Source organism: Pseudomonas fluorescens (assembly GCF_900636825.1).
Taxonomy (GTDB): Bacteria; Pseudomonadota; Gammaproteobacteria; order Pseudomonadales; family Pseudomonadaceae; genus Aquipseudomonas; species Aquipseudomonas fluorescens_BG.
The window spans coordinates 5,668,559-5,683,664 of the sequence record NZ_LR134318.1; the positions used below are offsets into that span (position 1 = coordinate 5,668,559).

Below are 15,106 nucleotides of genomic sequence, written 5' to 3' on the forward strand. Positions count from 1 at the left end.
TCAAAAGATCGCAGCCTTCGGCAGCTCCTACAAAGGGCATTGCGTAAAGCTTTTAGACCGCCATTGGCGCGGTCATTGGCGGGTGATGCTCGTAGCCTTCCAGCGAAAAATCGCTCGGTTCGACCAGTTCCAGCCACTCCGGCTGATACACGCCAGTCTTGGCAAACTCCGGCACGCGCTCGGAGATCTTCAGTTTTGGCATGGCAAACGGCTCGCGCTTGAGCTGCTCGTTGAGCATGTCCAGGTGGTTTTCGTAGACGTGCGCATCACCGATGAAATAGGTGAACCAGCGCGGCGTGTAGCCGGTCAGGCGACCGATCAGGCTCAGCAGCGCGGCGCCTTCGGTGAGGTTGAACGGCGTGCCCAGACCCAGATCATTGGAGCGGATGTACAGGGTCAGCGAGATTTCCTTCGTCTCGACATTCGGGTGGAACTGATACAGCAGATGGCACGGCGGCAGAGCCATTTCATCGAGCTGAGCAACGTTCCAGCCGTGGAACAGGATGCGCCGGCTGCCCGGATCCTTGATGATCGTGTCGACACACTGGCGCACCTGGTCGATGGCTTTGTACAACACCACGTAGGCCTGGCCGTCTTCTTCCCCCTGCGCGATCTGCTTGTAGCCATTGCTCAAGGTCTGTTCGATGGCGGCGGTGTTGCTTAGCGGGATCTGCTTGTACGCCGGCCACTTGCGCCACTGCACGCCGTAGATCTCGCCGAGGTCATCGTCGCCCTGACGGAACGGGTTGGCCAGCCACTGCGCGTTTTCGTTGGCGTTCTGGTCCCAGACCTTGCAGCCCAGCGCGCGGAATTCAGCGGCGTTGTTCACGCCACGCAGAAAACCGCACATCTCGCCGATGGCCGATTTGAAGGCCATCTTGCGTGTGGTGATCGCCGGGAAGCCTTCCTGCAGATCGAAGCGCAGCATCGCCCCCGGAAAACTGATGGTGTTGATGCCGGTGCGGTTGGCCTGTTTGGTGCCGTTCTGAATGACGTGCGAGACCAGTTCGAGATATTGCTTCATGAGTTACCTGTGTCCTTGGAGCCCCGGCGTCGCGCGCCGGGGTTCGTAGTTTAAGCCGTCGGCGCGAGCGGCGCTGCCGGGGCGCGACGATAGGCCAGCCAGATCAGCAACAGCCCGCCGACGATCATCGGCACGCAGAGTACCTGGCCCATGGTCAGCCAGTTCCACGCCAAATAGCCGAGCTGCGCATCCGGGACGCGGACGAACTCGACGATGAAACGGAAGATGCCATAGAACAGCGCAAACATGCCGGAGACCGCCATGGTCGGGCGCGGCTTGCGCGAGAAAATCCACAGGATCAGGAACAGCGCGACGCCTTCGAGGGCGAATTGATACAGCTGCGACGGGTGACGCGGCAGTTGCGCCGGATCGCTGAACGGCGGAAACACCATCGCCCACGGCACGTCGGTGGCTTTGCCCCACAACTCGGCGTTGATGAAGTTGCCGATGCGTCCGGCGCCCAGACCGATCGGCACCATCGGCGCGACGAAGTCCATCAACTGGAAGAACGACTTGCCATTGCGCTTGCCGAACCACAAGGCCGCCAGCATGACGCCAATGAACCCGCCGTGGAACGACATGCCGCCCTTCCACACTTCGAAAATCAGCGTCGGGTTGGCCAGGTAGGCGCTCAGGTCGTAGAACAGCACGTAACCGAGCCGTCCGCCGACGATCACCCCCATCGACAGCCAGAACACCAGATCGGAGAGTTTCTCCTTGGTCCAGGTCGGGTCGAAACGGTTGAGCCGGCGCGACGCCAGCAGCCACGCACCGCCGATGCCGATCAGGTACATCAGACCGTACCAATGGATTTTCAGCGGACCGATGGCCAGGGCCACCGGGTCGATCTGCGGGTAAGGCAGCATTGCGACTCCTCGTTAGAGTTGAAACCAAAATTCCCGGGCGACGCTGCCACCTCAGGATTAAGCCAGGATTGCGACGCGGCTAAAGCAAAAAGCTCACACCCACGCACAACAGCAAAGCGGCGAACAGCCGTTTCAGCAAGCGCGGCGACAACTTGTGCGCCAGGCGCGCGCCGAGACGGGCGAACACCATGCTGGTCAGGGCGATGCCCAGCAATGCCGGCAAATAAACAAAACCGAGACTATGGGCCGGCAACAACGGATCGTGCCAGCCCAGAATCATGAAACTTGATGCGCTGGCCAGCGCAATCGGCAAGCCACACGCCGATGACGTAGCCACGGCCTGCTGCATCGGCACGCTGCGCCAGGTCAGGAACGGCACGGTCAGCGAACCGCCGCCGATGCCGAAAATCGCCGAGGCCCAGCCAATCACCGTGCCCGCAGCGGTCAGACCGAGCTTGCCCGGCACCGTTCGGCTGGCCTTGGGTTTGACGTCCAGCGCCAGTTGCACGGCGATCACCACGGCGAACACGCCGATGATTTTCTGCAGGTTCGGCCCCGAGATCGCTTCTGCGGTCAGCGCACCGAAACCGGCGCCGAGCAGAATCCCCACGGTCATCCAGCGAAAGATCGCCCAGCGCACCGCGCCGCGTTTGTGGTGCTCGCGAACAGCATTGATCGAGGTGAAAATGATCGTCGCCAGCGAGGTTCCCACCGCCAGATGCGTGAGGATCGTCTGATCGAAACCCTGCAAGGTAAAACTGAACACCAACACCGGGACGATGATAATTCCGCCGCCAACCCCGAACAGCCCGGCGAGCACGCCCGCACAGGCGCCGAGCGCCAGATAGAGCAGAAATTCCATGACTGTCTCCCAGACGCATCCCCAAACTGGAGCGGCATGGTAACGGATGCATAGCCTTCTGCTCCACTGGCGATGGATGCACGGACGCCGGATGCGTAGAGTGAGCAAAAAACACACAAGGATCACCTTATGTGCCTGATTGTTTTCGCCTGGCGCCCGGGCCATGCCCAGCCGCTGATCGTCGCGGCCAACCGTGACGAGTTCTACGCCCGGCCCAGCCTGCCGCTGGCGCCATGGCCAGAGGCGCCGCATGTACATGCCGGACGTGATCTTGAAGCCGGGGGAACCTGGCTGGGGATTGGCGCCAATGGCCGTTTCGCCGCGCTGACCAATATCCGCGACCCGCAGCAGCCGCCGGCCACCAAATCCCGCGGCGAACTGGTGGCGCGGTTTCTCACGGGCGATGTGTCGATTGATGATTATTTGAGCGATGTGGTTGGCCGTGCTGCCGAGTACGCGGGATTCAATCTGCTGCTCGGCAATACTCACGAGCTGTGGCACTTCAATGCACGGGCGTCGGAGCCGGTGATGTTGCAGCCTGGGGTCTATGGGTTATCCAACGCCGGACTCGATACGCCTTGGCCGAAACTGCTCAAGGCCAAGGCTGCATTGAACGCGGTGCTGGACGATCCGCAGCCTGAGCGGCTGATGGCGTTGTTGAGTGATGCGCAGACCGCGCCGGAAGCCGAGCTGCCGGACACCGGGGTGGGGATGGCGACTGAGGCGCTGCTGTCGAGCGTATTCATCGCCAGCATGAGTTACGGGACGCGGGCGAGTACGGCGTTGATCGTGCAGGCGGACGGAACGCGGCGAATGGTGGAGCGCAGTTTTGGGCCGTATGGCGGGCATTTGGGCGAAGTTGAGATTTGCGTTTAAAAGCCTACCCTCACCCCAGCCCTCTCCCGGAGGGAGAGGGGGCCGACCGAAGTGTCCTGAGCCATGCACCGACCTGAAAGACCGAGTTGATTATGAATTCGGACAGCACTTTCATTGCCGAGCTGATATGAAGTCGGACAACACTTCCATCGCCGAGTCGATTATGGATTCAGCAGCGCTCTTTCAGGTCGGCGTGGCTTCCGAGCAACCCCCAATCAATCCCCTCTCCCTCCGGGAGAGGGCTAGGGTGAGGGGCTTTTGATCTTTAGAGAGCCTTGGTGACCACCGGCGAATTCATCTTCGCCAGCCCGAGATTCTTCAGCGCCAATTGCAGCGAGCTGTGGATAACTTGCGGGTTATCGATCTTCATCAGTTCAGCCAGCATCTCCTGCGCCTTGCTCAGATTGACCTGACGCAACATCCATTTCACCTTCGGCAGGTTGGTGGCGTTCATCGACAGGCTGTCGAACCCCATCGCCATCAACAACACGGCTGCCGCCGGATCACCGGCCATCTCGCCGCAGATACTCACCGGTTTGCCCTCGGCATGCGCATCACGGACAACGGTTTGCAGCGCTTGCAGCACCGCCGGGTGCAGGTAATCGTAAAGGTCGGCCACACGCGGGTTGTTACGGTCGACCGCCAGTAAATACTGGGTCAAGTCGTTAGAGCCGACCGAGAGAAAGTCGACCATCCGCGCCAGTTCCTTGGTCTGGTACACCGCCGCCGGGATCTCGATCATTACCCCGATCGGCGGCATCGGCACGTCGGTGCCTTCGTCGCGCACTTCGCCCCAGGCGCGGTGAATCAGGTGCAAGGCTTCTTCGAGTTCATGGGTGCCGGAGATCATCGGCAGCAGAATCCGCAGGTTGTTCAGGCCTTCGCTGGCCTTGAGCATCGCGCGAGTCTGCACCAGGAAGATTTCCGGGTGATCGAGGGTGACGCGGATGCCGCGCCAGCCGAGGAACGGGTTGTCTTCCTTGATCGGGAAGTACGACAGCGACTTGTCGCCGCCGATGTCGAGGCTGCGCATGGTCACCGGTTGCGGGTGGAACGCGGCGAGCTGTTCGCGGTAGATCGCCAGTTGTTCCTTCTCGCTCGGGAAGCGCTGGTTGATCATGAACGGCACTTCGGTGCGGTACAGGCCAACCCCTTCGGCACCGCGCTTCTGCGCCCGCGCCACATCGGCCAGCAGGCCGGTGTTGACCCACAGCGGCATGCGGTGGCCATCGAGGGTTACGCAGGGCAGATCGCGCAGGGTGTCGAGGCCCAGCGCCAGTTGTTTCTCTTCCTCGACGATTTCAGCGAATTGCTTGCGCAGCACTTCGCTCGGGTTGGTGTAGACCTCGCCGCGTGTACCGTCGACGATCATTTCGATACCGTCGACTTTGGCGTACGGCAGGTCCACCAGGCCCATCACCGTCGGAATGCCCATGGCACGAGCAAGGATCGCGACGTGCGAGTTACCCGAGCCGAGCACCGAAACCAGACCGACCAGCGTACCTTCCGGGACCTCGCCGAGCATCGCCGGCGTCAGTTCCTCGCTGACCAGAATGGTTTTTTCCGGGTAGACCAGGTTCTGCTGACGCTCTTCCTGCAGGTAGGCGAGCAGACGACGGCCCAGATCCTTGACGTCCGACGCGCGCTCACGCAGGTAGGCGTCGTCCATCAATTCGAAGCGGTTGACGTGATCGGTGACCACCTGACGCAGCGCGCCCTGGGCCCACTGGCCGGTCTTGATCACGGTGGTGATTTCACTGCCCAGCGAGGCGTCGTCGAGCATCATCAGGTAGACGTCGAACAGCGCGCGCTCTTCCGGGCGCAACTGGGTCGCGAGCTTGGCGGACAATGCGCGCATATCGGCGCGCACGCCTTCGATGGCAGTCTTGAACAGCGCCAACTCGGCGTTGATGTCGGTGATGGTCTTGTCCGGCACCACGTCGAGATCGGCCGGCGGCAGCATGACCACGGCGGTACCGACGGCAGCACCTGGCGAACCCGGCACGCCGACGAATTTGGCTTCCTGGATGCCCTTGCCCTGACGACCCAGACCGCGGATCGATCCGGTGGCCTCGGCGTGGGCGATAACGCCGGCGAGCTGCGCGCTCATGGTCACGAGGAAGGCTTCTTCACCTTCGTCGAACTGGCGGCGTTCTTTCTGCTGGATGACCAACACGCCGACGACGCGGCGGTGGTGAATGATCGGGGCACCGAGAAACGAGGCATAACGCTCTTCACCGGTTTCGGCAAAATAGCGGTAGCGCGGGTGAACCGAGGCGTTTTCCAGGTTCAGGGGTTCTTCACGCGTGCCGACCAGACCGACCAGACCTTCGTTGGGTGCCATGCTGACCTTGCCGATCGAGCGCTTGTTCAAGCCCTCGGTGGCCATCAGGACGAAGCGGTTGGTCTCGGGATCAAGCAGGTAGACCGAGCAGACCTGGCTGCCCATGGCCTCTTTGACGCGCAACACAATAATCCCCAACGCCGCCTTGAGATCCTTGGCGGAGTTAACTTCCTGGACGATCTTGCGCAGCGTATTGAGCATGGCTCGGGGTCGAACTCCGTCGTCAGTCGCGCGCTAAAAGGCGCGGGGCAAGCTCTTTGAGAGCGCGTCGATACACCTCGCGCTTGAATGTCACCACCTGGCCCAACGGATACCAATAGCTGACCCAGCGCCAGCCATCGAACTCCGGTTTACCGGTCAAATCCATCCGCACCCGCTGCTCGTTGGAGATCAGGCGCAGGAGAAACCATTTCTGTTTCTGGCCGATGCACAGCGGTTGGCTGTGGGTGCGCACCAGACGTTGCGGCAAACGATAGCGCAACCAGCCTCGAGTGCAGGCCAGTATTTCAACATCTTCACGTTCCAGGCCAACTTCTTCGTTCAGCTCGCGGTACAAGGCGTCTTCCGGCGTCTCCTCAGGGTTGATTCCCCCTTGCGGAAACTGCCAGGCATCCTGATTGATACGGCGAGCCCATAGCACCTGGCCGGCGTCATTCGTCAGAATGATCCCGACATTGGGACGGAAACCATCGGGGTCGATCACGGCAACAACCTCGCAAACGCATGTCGCCGCATTGTTCCACAAAGCTTGATAAGGCGGCAACGAAGGTTCCTACCTTATGTGCACTCTTGTGAAAAGACCGTATTCTTGTCGCCTTTTTACTGACTTTTCAGCGGGTAACTGCAATGCGCCTGGCTCTATTCGATTTGGACAACACCCTTCTGGGCGGCGACAGCGATCACGCTTGGGGCGACTACCTGTGCGAGCGCGGCTTCCTCGACCCGATCGCCTACAAGACGCGCAACGACGAGTTCTATCAGGATTACCTGGCCGGCAAACTGGATAACGCCGCCTACCTGAATTTCTGTCTGGAAATTCTGGGTCGCACTGAAATGGCCGTGCTAGACGCCTGGCACAGCGATTACATGCGCGATTGCATCGAGCCGATCGTTCTGCCGCAAGCGCTGGAACTGCTGAAAAAACATCGCGACGCCGGCGACAAACTGGTGATCATCACTGCGACCAACCGCTTCGTGACGGCGCCGATTGCTGCGCGCCTGGGCGTGGAAACGCTGATTGCCACCGAGTGCGAAATGGTCGATGGCCGTTACAGCGGCCGCAGCACTGACATTCCGTGCTTTCGTGAAGGCAAGGTGACGCGTTTGAATCGTTGGCTGGAAGAGACCGGGTATTCGTTGGATGACAGCTATTTCTATAGCGACTCGATGAATGACTTGCCGTTGCTGGAGCAAGTGGCGAATCCGGTGGCGGTTGATCCGGATCCGAATCTGCGTGCTGAGGCCGAGAAGCGCGGCTGGCCGGTGATTTCGTTGCGCGGCTGAAGATCAAAAGATCGCAGCCTTCGGCAGCTCCTACAGGTTCGGTGTCAGACCACACTTGTAGGAGCTGCCGCAGGCTGCGATCTTTTCGCTTCACACCGGTTTGGCGCCCATCAACCCGGCAATCGCGACAAAACACACGAAACTGAACAACGCCAAGGCAAAACTGAACTTGCCGACCCCGCCCGGCGCCTTGCGCAACCGATTCAAACGCACCAGCAACCAGAACCACGCCAACGCCGCCACGGTATACAGCACGCTCGACGCCAGAATCCAAGTCTGCCCCAGCGGCCAGCCGACGAGATGAACCATCCACCAGCCGGTAAACGGCATGCTCAACAGCGCCAGGCCCATCAGCAGCCACACGAACACTCGTGGCTGCTGCAACGTGCGGCTGCCCGCCGTCGCATCACCCTTGCGTTTTGCCAGAAAAACCCAAACGCCCAGCCCCAGCGCGCTGGCCAGCAAGACCACGGTTGCGATCACATGCGCCATTTTCAGGGCCGTTAACGTTTCCATTGTCAAAATTCCTTATGGCTTGCCCATTAGCGTAGCCCCTCAGCCCAGAAACAGCTGATACGCCGGGTTCTCGCTTTCATCCCAGTATGGATAGCCGATTTCCTCGAGCGCCGCCGGGACCAGATGACGTTCGTCGTGCGGCACCTGCAGGCCCGCGACCACGCGACCATCGGCAGCGCCGTGGTTGCGGTAGTGGAACATCGAGATATTCCAGCGCCCACCGAGCTTGGTCAGGAAGTTGAACAACGCGCCCGGGCGCTCGGGGAATTCGAAGCGAAACACCACTTCATCAATGACGTGCGCCGCATGGCCGCCGACCATGTGGCGGATGTGCAGCTTGGCCAGTTCGTTGTCGGTCAGGTCGATGACCGGGAAGCCCTGCTCGATCAGACTCGCCAGCAGTGCGCTGCGCGGATCGTTTTCCGGGTGGGTCTGTACGCCAACGAAGATGTGCGCTTCGCTGCCGGTGTTGTAGCGGTAGTTGAATTCGGTGATCTGGCGTTTGCCGACCGCTTCGCAGAACGCCTTGAAGCTGCCTGCCTTCTCGGGGATGGTCACGGCGATGATCGCTTCGCGGCCCTCGCCCAGCTCGGCGCGCTCGGCGACGTGACGCAAACGGTCGAAGTTGACGTTGGCGCCGGAGTCGATGGCGACAAAGGTCTGGCCGCTGACACCGCGCTGTTCTACGTATTTCTTGATCCCGGCCACGCCCAACGCGCCGGCAGGCTCGGTGATCGAGCGGGTATCGTCGTAGATGTCCTTGATCGCCGCGCAGATTTCGTCAGTGCTGACGGTGATCACTTCATCGACGTAATCCTTGCAGATGTCAAATGTGTGCTGGCCGATCTGCGCCACTGCCACGCCGTCAGCGAAGATGCCCACGGTCGGCAGGACCACGCGCTCGCCTGCTGCCATGGCCGCTTGCAGACAATTGGAGTCGTCCGGCTCGACGCCGATGACTTTGATGTCCGGACGCAGGTATTTCACATACGCCGCGATCCCGGCGATCAGACCACCGCCACCGACCGGGACGAAAATCGCGTCCAGCGGCTGCGGGTGCTGGCGCAGAATTTCCATGGCCACGGTGCCCTGCCCGGCAATGGTGTGCGGATCGTCGTACGGGTGGATATAGACGTAGCCTTTTTCATCGACCAGTTTCAGCGAGTAGGCCAAAGCCTCCGGAAACGAATCACCGTGCAGCACTACTTTGCCGCCGCGCGAACGCACACCTTCGACTTTGATCTCGGGAGTGGTCTTGGGCATGACGATGGTGGCTTTGACGCCCAACACTTTCGCCGCCAGAGCCAGACCCTGCGCATGGTTGCCCGCCGACGCGGTGACCACGCCACGGGCGCGCTCTTCTTCGCTCAGCTGAGTCAGCTTGTTGTAGGCGCCGCGAATCTTGAACGAGAACACCGGCTGCAAGTCTTCGCGCTTGAGCCAGATGTCATTGCCCAGCCGCTCGGAGAGCTGGCGAGCGTTCTGTAGCGGGGTTTCTACGGCAACGTCATAAACGCGCGAGGTGAGGATCTTTTTGACGTACTGTTCGAGCATCGGAAGCATCACTGAGCGGGTTGGGCAGGGCCAAGGAGTCTAACCCGGCTTTTGCCCGGGCGACCACACGAATACAGAGGTTTTAGCCGCGTCGTAAAAGATCGCAGCCTTCGGCAGCTCCTACAGGATGCATGCGATTCCAGTAGGAGCTGCCGCAGGCTGCGATCCTTTGATCTGCCAATAGGACAATGACCTTCACGAACGCGGGGCCTATAATGCCGGCCTTTCGTTCCCCTCTTCGGCACTTCGGAGCCCGCATGACTCAGGATCAACTCAAACAGGCAGTGGCCCAGGCCGCCGTCGACTTCATCCTGCCGAAACTCGACGACAAGAGCATCGTCGGCGTCGGCACCGGCTCCACCGCCAACTGCTTCATCGATGCCCTGGCCCAGCACAAGGGCGCCTTCGATGGCGCGGTTGCCAGCTCCGAAGCCACCGCTGCGCGCCTCAAGGGCCACGGTATTCCGGTCTATGAACTGAACACCGTGAGCGATCTGGAGTTCTACGTCGACGGCGCCGATGAAAGCGACGCGCACCTGAACCTGATCAAGGGCGGCGGCGCAGCCCTGACCCGCGAAAAGATCGTCGCCGCCGTGGCCAAGACCTTCATCTGCATCGCCGACGCCAGCAAACTGGTGCCAGTGCTCGGCGAATTCCCGCTGCCGGTCGAAGTGATCCCGATGGCCCGCAGCCACGTCGCTCGCCAACTGGTGAAACTGGGCGGCGACCCGGTTTATCGCGAAGGCGTACTGACCGACAACGGCAACATCATCCTCGATGTGTTCAACCTGCAGATCACCAACCCAGTAGAACTGGAAGCGCAGATCAATGCGATTGTCGGCGTGGTCACCAACGGCTTGTTCGCCGCGCGTCCTGCGGATCTGTTGTTGCTGGGGACCAGCGAAGGCGTGAAAACTCTCAAGGCTGAGTAGCCAGACTGCCCACAATTATGGGCAGACGAATAAACCTGTGGGAGCGAGCCTGCTCGCGAAAGCGCCCGTTCAGCCAACATCTTCACCGGCTGACACGACGCCTTCGCGAGCAGGCTCGCTCCCACAGTGTTTTGTGGTCTGAGTTAAGGCTGTGCAGGTTTTTTGAAGACGTAGAACAGATTCGGTTCGCTCACCAGATACAGCGCGCCATCATCATCCATCGCAATCCCTTCTGCCTGCGGCACGGTCTTTTTCAAGCCTTGGCGGCCGCCACTGATAGACATCGTGCTCAACGGGCGACCGTTGACATCCAGCTCCAGAATCAACCGCGACTCATCCGACAGCGCCAGCAAATGCCCACTGCGCTCGTCGTATTGCAGGCTCGACAAATCTCGCACGAACATGCCGGCATCGCGTTTGGGGTTATTGATTACGTGTACCGCGTAGGACTTCTCCGGGTTGAAGTGTGGAAAACCATGCACTTCGTAAATCAGCATCGGGTCACGTTCTTTCGCGACAAACAGACGCTTGCCGACCGAGTCATAGGCCAAGCCTTCGAAACCCTTGTTGCCGCTCATGTGCACGCCCAGCGTCATCTGCTCTGCATCGTCGGCGTCAAGAAAAGTGGTGTCGGCTTCCAGATGAATTTTTATCAGGCGCTGCTGACTCTCATCGGTGATGACGTAGGTGTCGGCGCTGATGAACTCGACGGCCTCCGGATCGCCGAAGCCGATCAGGGCAATGCGTCGCAGGATCTTGCCCTCCAGTGACAGCTCGACCAGTTCGGCATTCTTGTTGGTTACGGTGAACAGGCTTTTGCGCACCGGATCAAAGGTCAGCGCCGAGACATCGTCGTCCAGCCCTTCGATGACTCGCGCTTCGATTTGCACTTGATACCGGTCAAGCGCAATGGATTCACTGCTCTGCGGTTGCCACAGCGTATGCAGATTGAACCAGGCCCGCTCGAACAGACGCATGTATTGGCCGATCGCAAGCAATGCGATCAAAGCGATCATCGACAGCAGGATAAACAGAGGCTTGGGACGGGCAAGTCGGCGCATGCGGGCGGGCTCGGAAATCAAAACAGGCGGATGAAATATCACGCCCGTCTGAACTGAAGCTTAATGGCCACTTGCCTCAAACTACAACATCTGCTCATGTAGGAGCTGCCGAAGGCTGCGATCTTTTGATTTTGATCTTGAAAAAACAAGATCAAAAGATCGCAGCCTGCGGCAGCTCCTACATGGGGGAATTGGTGTCCGCGTTTATTGCTGTTTTTCGAAGCGATAGAACAGGTTCGGTTCGCTGACCATGTACAGCGTGCCCGCCTCGTCCATGGTCATGCCTTCGGCACGCGGAATGGTGTTTTTCAGACCGTTGAAACCGCCGAGCAAGGTCATGAAGCTGACCTGTTCGCCTTTTTCGTCCAGTTCCAGCAACAAGTGCGAGTCGGCGGACAGCACCAGCAGATGGCCGGTGCGCGGATCCACCGCCAGCGCTGACAGGTTACGAATGTCCAGTTCGTCGCTGAGCAGTTTCTGCTTGTCGCCCTTCAGGCTCTGGCTGCCGTCGCTTTTCCAGGTGAACAGTGCGGGCGGCCGCTCTTCCCCCAGCAGCAGTTGCTGATTGCGCGGGTCCCAGGTGATGGCTTCGAATGCTTTGTTCTGATCCTTGGACGGTCCGAGGTCGTATTTCGGAAAATCGGCAATATTCAGTTCACGGGTGTCGGCGGCGACCTTGACGATCGAGAGAAGGTGTTCGCGCTCGTCGACGATCGCCAGCAGGCCGTTTTCCATGACCGTCAGGCCCTCGGGGTTGCTCCAGCCCACCAGCGGCATCTTGCGCAGCACCTCCCCTTGCAAGGTCAACTCGACCAGAAACGGATTTTTGCCCATCACCGAAAACAGCGTTTTAGTCTGCGGGTTGTAGGCCAGATCCGAAGCCTCGTCCTTTTCCATGCCCGGCAGCGGCTTCGCGTCGATTACCGCGCGGTAATCCGGCAGCCAGACGCTTTCCTTCTGCTCGGCCGGGCTCTCGAATCGCTCCAGAACCCAGAGCACGCCACGGTCATCCCAATGCATGGCGAACGCCAGGCCATAGGCAGCGGCAACCGCCAGCAGCAGCCAGGCGTACCAACGCAGAGCGAAACGTGAACGGCGGGTGGGTTTGAGCTGAGTTTGAGAGGACATCAAAGGACGCGTTCCGAAAATTCAGGCTATGGGTAATAGCACAAAGGGGCCGGCTCAGACGCCAGATTTGCGGAAATTATCCAGACAGGATGTGAAAAAAACGGTAAATGGCGGGATTGTCCTGCGCGACAGGCAAGATCAAAAGATCGCAGCCTGCGGCAGCTCCTACAGGGATCGGTATCGGAGCTGCCGCAGGCTGCGATCTTTTGCGGTTAGCGCACGCTGCTGGTGAAGCTGCTTGCGCCCGGCAGTTCGAGGACGATGTCATCGCCGACGTTCAGCGGGCCGACGCCAACCGGCGTGCCGGTGAGGATCACGTCACCGGCCTGCAGCGAGAAGCACCCGGCCATGTGCTGGATCATCGGCACGATCGGATTGAGCATGGCGCTGCTGTTGCCGTCCTGGCGGACTTCGCCGTTGATGGTCAGGCGAATGCCGATGTCGGTCAGGTCAGCGAAGGTGCTGCCGACCACGAACGGCGCGATCACCGCTGCGCCGTCGAACGACTTGGCGATTTCCCACGGCAGGCCCTTGGCTTTCAGTTCGGCCTGCTTGTCGCGCAAGGTCAGGTCCAGCGCCGGGGCGAAGCCGGAGATCGCATCCAGCACTTCTTCGCGGCTTGGTTTGGTCGACAGCGGCTTGCCGATCAACACGGCGATTTCCGCTTCGTAATGCACCGAACCGCGCTCGGTCGGAATGCTGAACCCGCCTTCCAGCGGCACCACGCAACTGCCCGGCTTGATGAACAGCAGCGGCTCGGTAGGCACCGGGTTGTCCAGTTCCTTGGCGTGTTCGGCGTAATTGCGGCCAATGCACACGACTTTCCCGATCGGGAAGTGGATGCGCGTGCCGTCGACGTACTGGTGCTGATAGCTCATTTACCGACTCCTGCCTTTATTGATTCAACAGAGATTACCGATCAAACCGCGAAAATCTTGCCCGGGTTCATGATGCCGTTCGGGTCGAACACCGCTTTCACCGCTTTCATGTATTCGATTTCGACCGGCGAACGGCTGTAGGTCAAGTAATCGCGCTTGGTCATGCCCACGCCGTGCTCGGCCGAGATCGAGCCGTTGTATTTCTCGACGGTTTCAAATACCCACTTGTTCACGGTGGCGCACTTGGCGAAGAACTCGTCCTTGCTCAGGTCATCCGGCTTGAGGATGTTCAAGTGCAGATTGCCGTCGCCGATGTGGCCGAACCAGACGATTTCGAAATCCGGGTAGTGTTCACCGACGATCGCATCGATTTCTTGCAGAAACGCCGGGACTTTCGAGACGGTGACCGAGATGTCGTTCTTGTAAGGCGTCCAGTGCGAGATGGTTTCGGAGATGTACTCGCGCAACTTCCACAGATTGTGCAACTGGGTGTCGCTCTGGCTCATCACGCCGTCCAGCACCCAGCCCTGTTCGACGCAATGCTCAAAGGTTTCCAGAGCGCTGTTGGCCACTTCTTCAGTGGTCGCTTCGAACTCCAGCAACGCATAAAACGGGCAATCGGTTTCGAACGGTGCCGGAACATCGCCACGGCCCATGACTTTAGCCAAGGCTTTATCGGAGAAGAATTCGAAGGCGGTCAGGTCGAGTTTGCCCTGGAAGGCGTGCAGCACCGGCATGATCGAATCGAAATCGGCGGTACCGAGAACCATCGCTGTGAGGTTTTTCGGCGCGCGATCCAGACGCATGGTCGCTTCGACGACGAACCCGAGGGTGCCCTCGGCGCCGATGAACAACTGGCGCAGGTCGTAACCGGTGGCGTTTTTGATCAGGTCTTTGTTCAGCTCCAGCACATCGCCCTTGCCGGTGACGACTTTCATGCCGGCCACCCAGTTGCGCGTCATGCCGTAACGAATCACCTTGATCCCGCCGGCGTTGGTGCCGATGTTGCCGCCAATCTGGCTGGAACCCGCCGAGGCGAAATCGACCGGGTAGTACAAGCCGTTCTCTTCGGCGACGTTCTGCAGCTGCTCGGTGACCACACCTGGCTGGCACACGGCAGTGCGGTCGGTGAGATTCACGTCGAGAATCTGGTTCATGTAATCGAACGAGACCACCACTTCACCGTTAGCGGCTACCGCTGCGGCGGACAGCCCGGTGCGCCCGCCGGACGGCACCAGCGCAACCTTGTGCGCATTGGCCCAACGGACAACCGCTTGCACTTGCTCGATGGTCTTGGGGAAAACGATGGCGCTGGGCGCCGGGGCGAAGTGCTTGGTCCAATCCTTGCCGTAAGCATTCAGGGAGTCGGCATCGGTAAGGACTTTGCCAGGCTCAACCAGGGTCTTCAGTTCATCAATCAGCGCAGGATTGGTCATCGACGGAACTCTCGAACAATTCATGGTCATCCTGAGAACGCTTCACGTCGCAGGAATGAGTGTTTAGCGGGGTGGCTATGCTAGCATACCGACCCCGCAGGACAGTGCCCAAGGCCAGATCCGCGG

The 15,106-nt window shown here is 60.1% G+C and carries 14 protein-coding genes; 3 read left to right on the forward strand and 11 right to left on the reverse strand.

Annotated elements, in window-relative coordinates; all coding sequences use genetic code 11:
* Positions 1 to 52: 52 nt before the first annotated feature.
* The 3 genes from EL257_RS25980 to EL257_RS25990 form a co-directional block, all read right to left on the reverse strand.
* Positions 53 to 1,024: a thymidylate synthase gene (locus EL257_RS25980; protein WP_126367410.1), complete on the reverse strand. Its 972-nt coding sequence runs from the start codon at positions 1,022 to 1,024 to the stop codon at positions 53 to 55.
* Between the two features lie 50 nt (positions 1,025 to 1,074).
* Positions 1,075 to 1,890 (reverse strand): prolipoprotein diacylglyceryl transferase, encoded by an 816-nt coding sequence (lgt, locus tag EL257_RS25985; protein WP_016772683.1) that lies wholly within the window; start codon positions 1,888 to 1,890, stop codon positions 1,075 to 1,077.
* A 79-nt stretch (positions 1,891 to 1,969) separates the two neighbouring features.
* Positions 1,970 to 2,752 (reverse strand): sulfite exporter TauE/SafE family protein, encoded by a 783-nt coding sequence (locus tag EL257_RS25990; RefSeq protein ID WP_126367412.1) that lies wholly within the window; start codon positions 2,750 to 2,752, stop codon positions 1,970 to 1,972.
* Between the two features lie 129 nt (positions 2,753 to 2,881).
* On the opposite strand from EL257_RS25990, the gene EL257_RS25995 reads away from it, so the two are divergent.
* Positions 2,882 to 3,628, forward strand: a complete 747-nt coding sequence (locus EL257_RS25995) for an NRDE family protein (RefSeq protein ID WP_126367414.1) — start codon at positions 2,882 to 2,884, stop codon at positions 3,626 to 3,628.
* A gap of 265 nt (positions 3,629 to 3,893) precedes the next feature.
* Here EL257_RS25995 and ptsP read toward each other — a convergent pair whose 3' ends face one another.
* Both ptsP and EL257_RS26005 read right to left on the reverse strand, forming a co-directional pair.
* Positions 3,894 to 6,173: a phosphoenolpyruvate--protein phosphotransferase gene (ptsP, locus tag EL257_RS26000; RefSeq protein ID WP_126367416.1), complete on the reverse strand. Its 2,280-nt coding sequence runs from the start codon at positions 6,171 to 6,173 to the stop codon at positions 3,894 to 3,896.
* A 22-nt stretch (positions 6,174 to 6,195) separates the two neighbouring features.
* Positions 6,196 to 6,675, reverse strand: coding sequence for an RNA pyrophosphohydrolase (locus EL257_RS26005; protein ID WP_003229203.1), 480 nt, complete (start codon positions 6,673 to 6,675; stop codon positions 6,196 to 6,198).
* A 143-nt stretch (positions 6,676 to 6,818) separates the two neighbouring features.
* Here EL257_RS26005 and EL257_RS26010 point away from each other — a divergent pair, with 143 nt between their 5' ends.
* Complete coding sequence (locus tag EL257_RS26010) at positions 6,819 to 7,475, forward strand: HAD family hydrolase (protein ID WP_126367418.1); 657 nt, start codon at positions 6,819 to 6,821, stop codon at positions 7,473 to 7,475.
* A gap of 90 nt (positions 7,476 to 7,565) precedes the next feature.
* Here the strand turns inward: EL257_RS26010 and EL257_RS26015 are convergent, their stop codons facing one another.
* On the reverse strand, positions 7,566 to 7,991 hold the full coding sequence (locus tag EL257_RS26015) for a DUF2269 domain-containing protein (protein ID WP_126367420.1): 426 nt from the start codon (positions 7,989 to 7,991) through the stop codon (positions 7,566 to 7,568).
* Between the two features lie 39 nt (positions 7,992 to 8,030).
* Positions 8,031 to 9,545 (reverse strand): threonine ammonia-lyase, biosynthetic, encoded by a 1,515-nt coding sequence (gene ilvA, locus EL257_RS26020; RefSeq protein ID WP_126367422.1) that lies wholly within the window; start codon positions 9,543 to 9,545, stop codon positions 8,031 to 8,033.
* A 257-nt stretch (positions 9,546 to 9,802) separates the two neighbouring features.
* Between ilvA and rpiA the strand changes: the two genes are divergently transcribed.
* A complete protein-coding gene (rpiA, locus tag EL257_RS26025; RefSeq protein WP_007913886.1) occupies positions 9,803 to 10,477 on the forward strand; it encodes a ribose-5-phosphate isomerase RpiA in 675 nt (224 codons plus the stop codon).
* 143 nt (positions 10,478 to 10,620) lie between these two features.
* Here rpiA and EL257_RS26030 read toward each other — a convergent pair whose 3' ends face one another.
* From EL257_RS26030 to EL257_RS26045, 4 genes are all read right to left on the reverse strand, one after another.
* Positions 10,621 to 11,538 (reverse strand): SdiA-regulated domain-containing protein, encoded by a 918-nt coding sequence (locus EL257_RS26030; RefSeq protein WP_126367424.1) that lies wholly within the window; start codon positions 11,536 to 11,538, stop codon positions 10,621 to 10,623.
* A 204-nt stretch (positions 11,539 to 11,742) separates the two neighbouring features.
* Positions 11,743 to 12,666, reverse strand: a complete 924-nt coding sequence (locus EL257_RS26035) for an SdiA-regulated domain-containing protein (RefSeq protein WP_126367426.1) — start codon at positions 12,664 to 12,666, stop codon at positions 11,743 to 11,745.
* A gap of 212 nt (positions 12,667 to 12,878) precedes the next feature.
* Positions 12,879 to 13,544: a fumarylacetoacetate hydrolase family protein gene (locus EL257_RS26040; protein WP_126367428.1), complete on the reverse strand. Its 666-nt coding sequence runs from the start codon at positions 13,542 to 13,544 to the stop codon at positions 12,879 to 12,881.
* 41 nt (positions 13,545 to 13,585) lie between these two features.
* Positions 13,586 to 14,980, reverse strand: coding sequence for an FAD-binding oxidoreductase (locus EL257_RS26045; protein WP_126367430.1), 1,395 nt, complete (start codon positions 14,978 to 14,980; stop codon positions 13,586 to 13,588).
* Positions 14,981 to 15,106 lie beyond the last annotated feature (126 nt).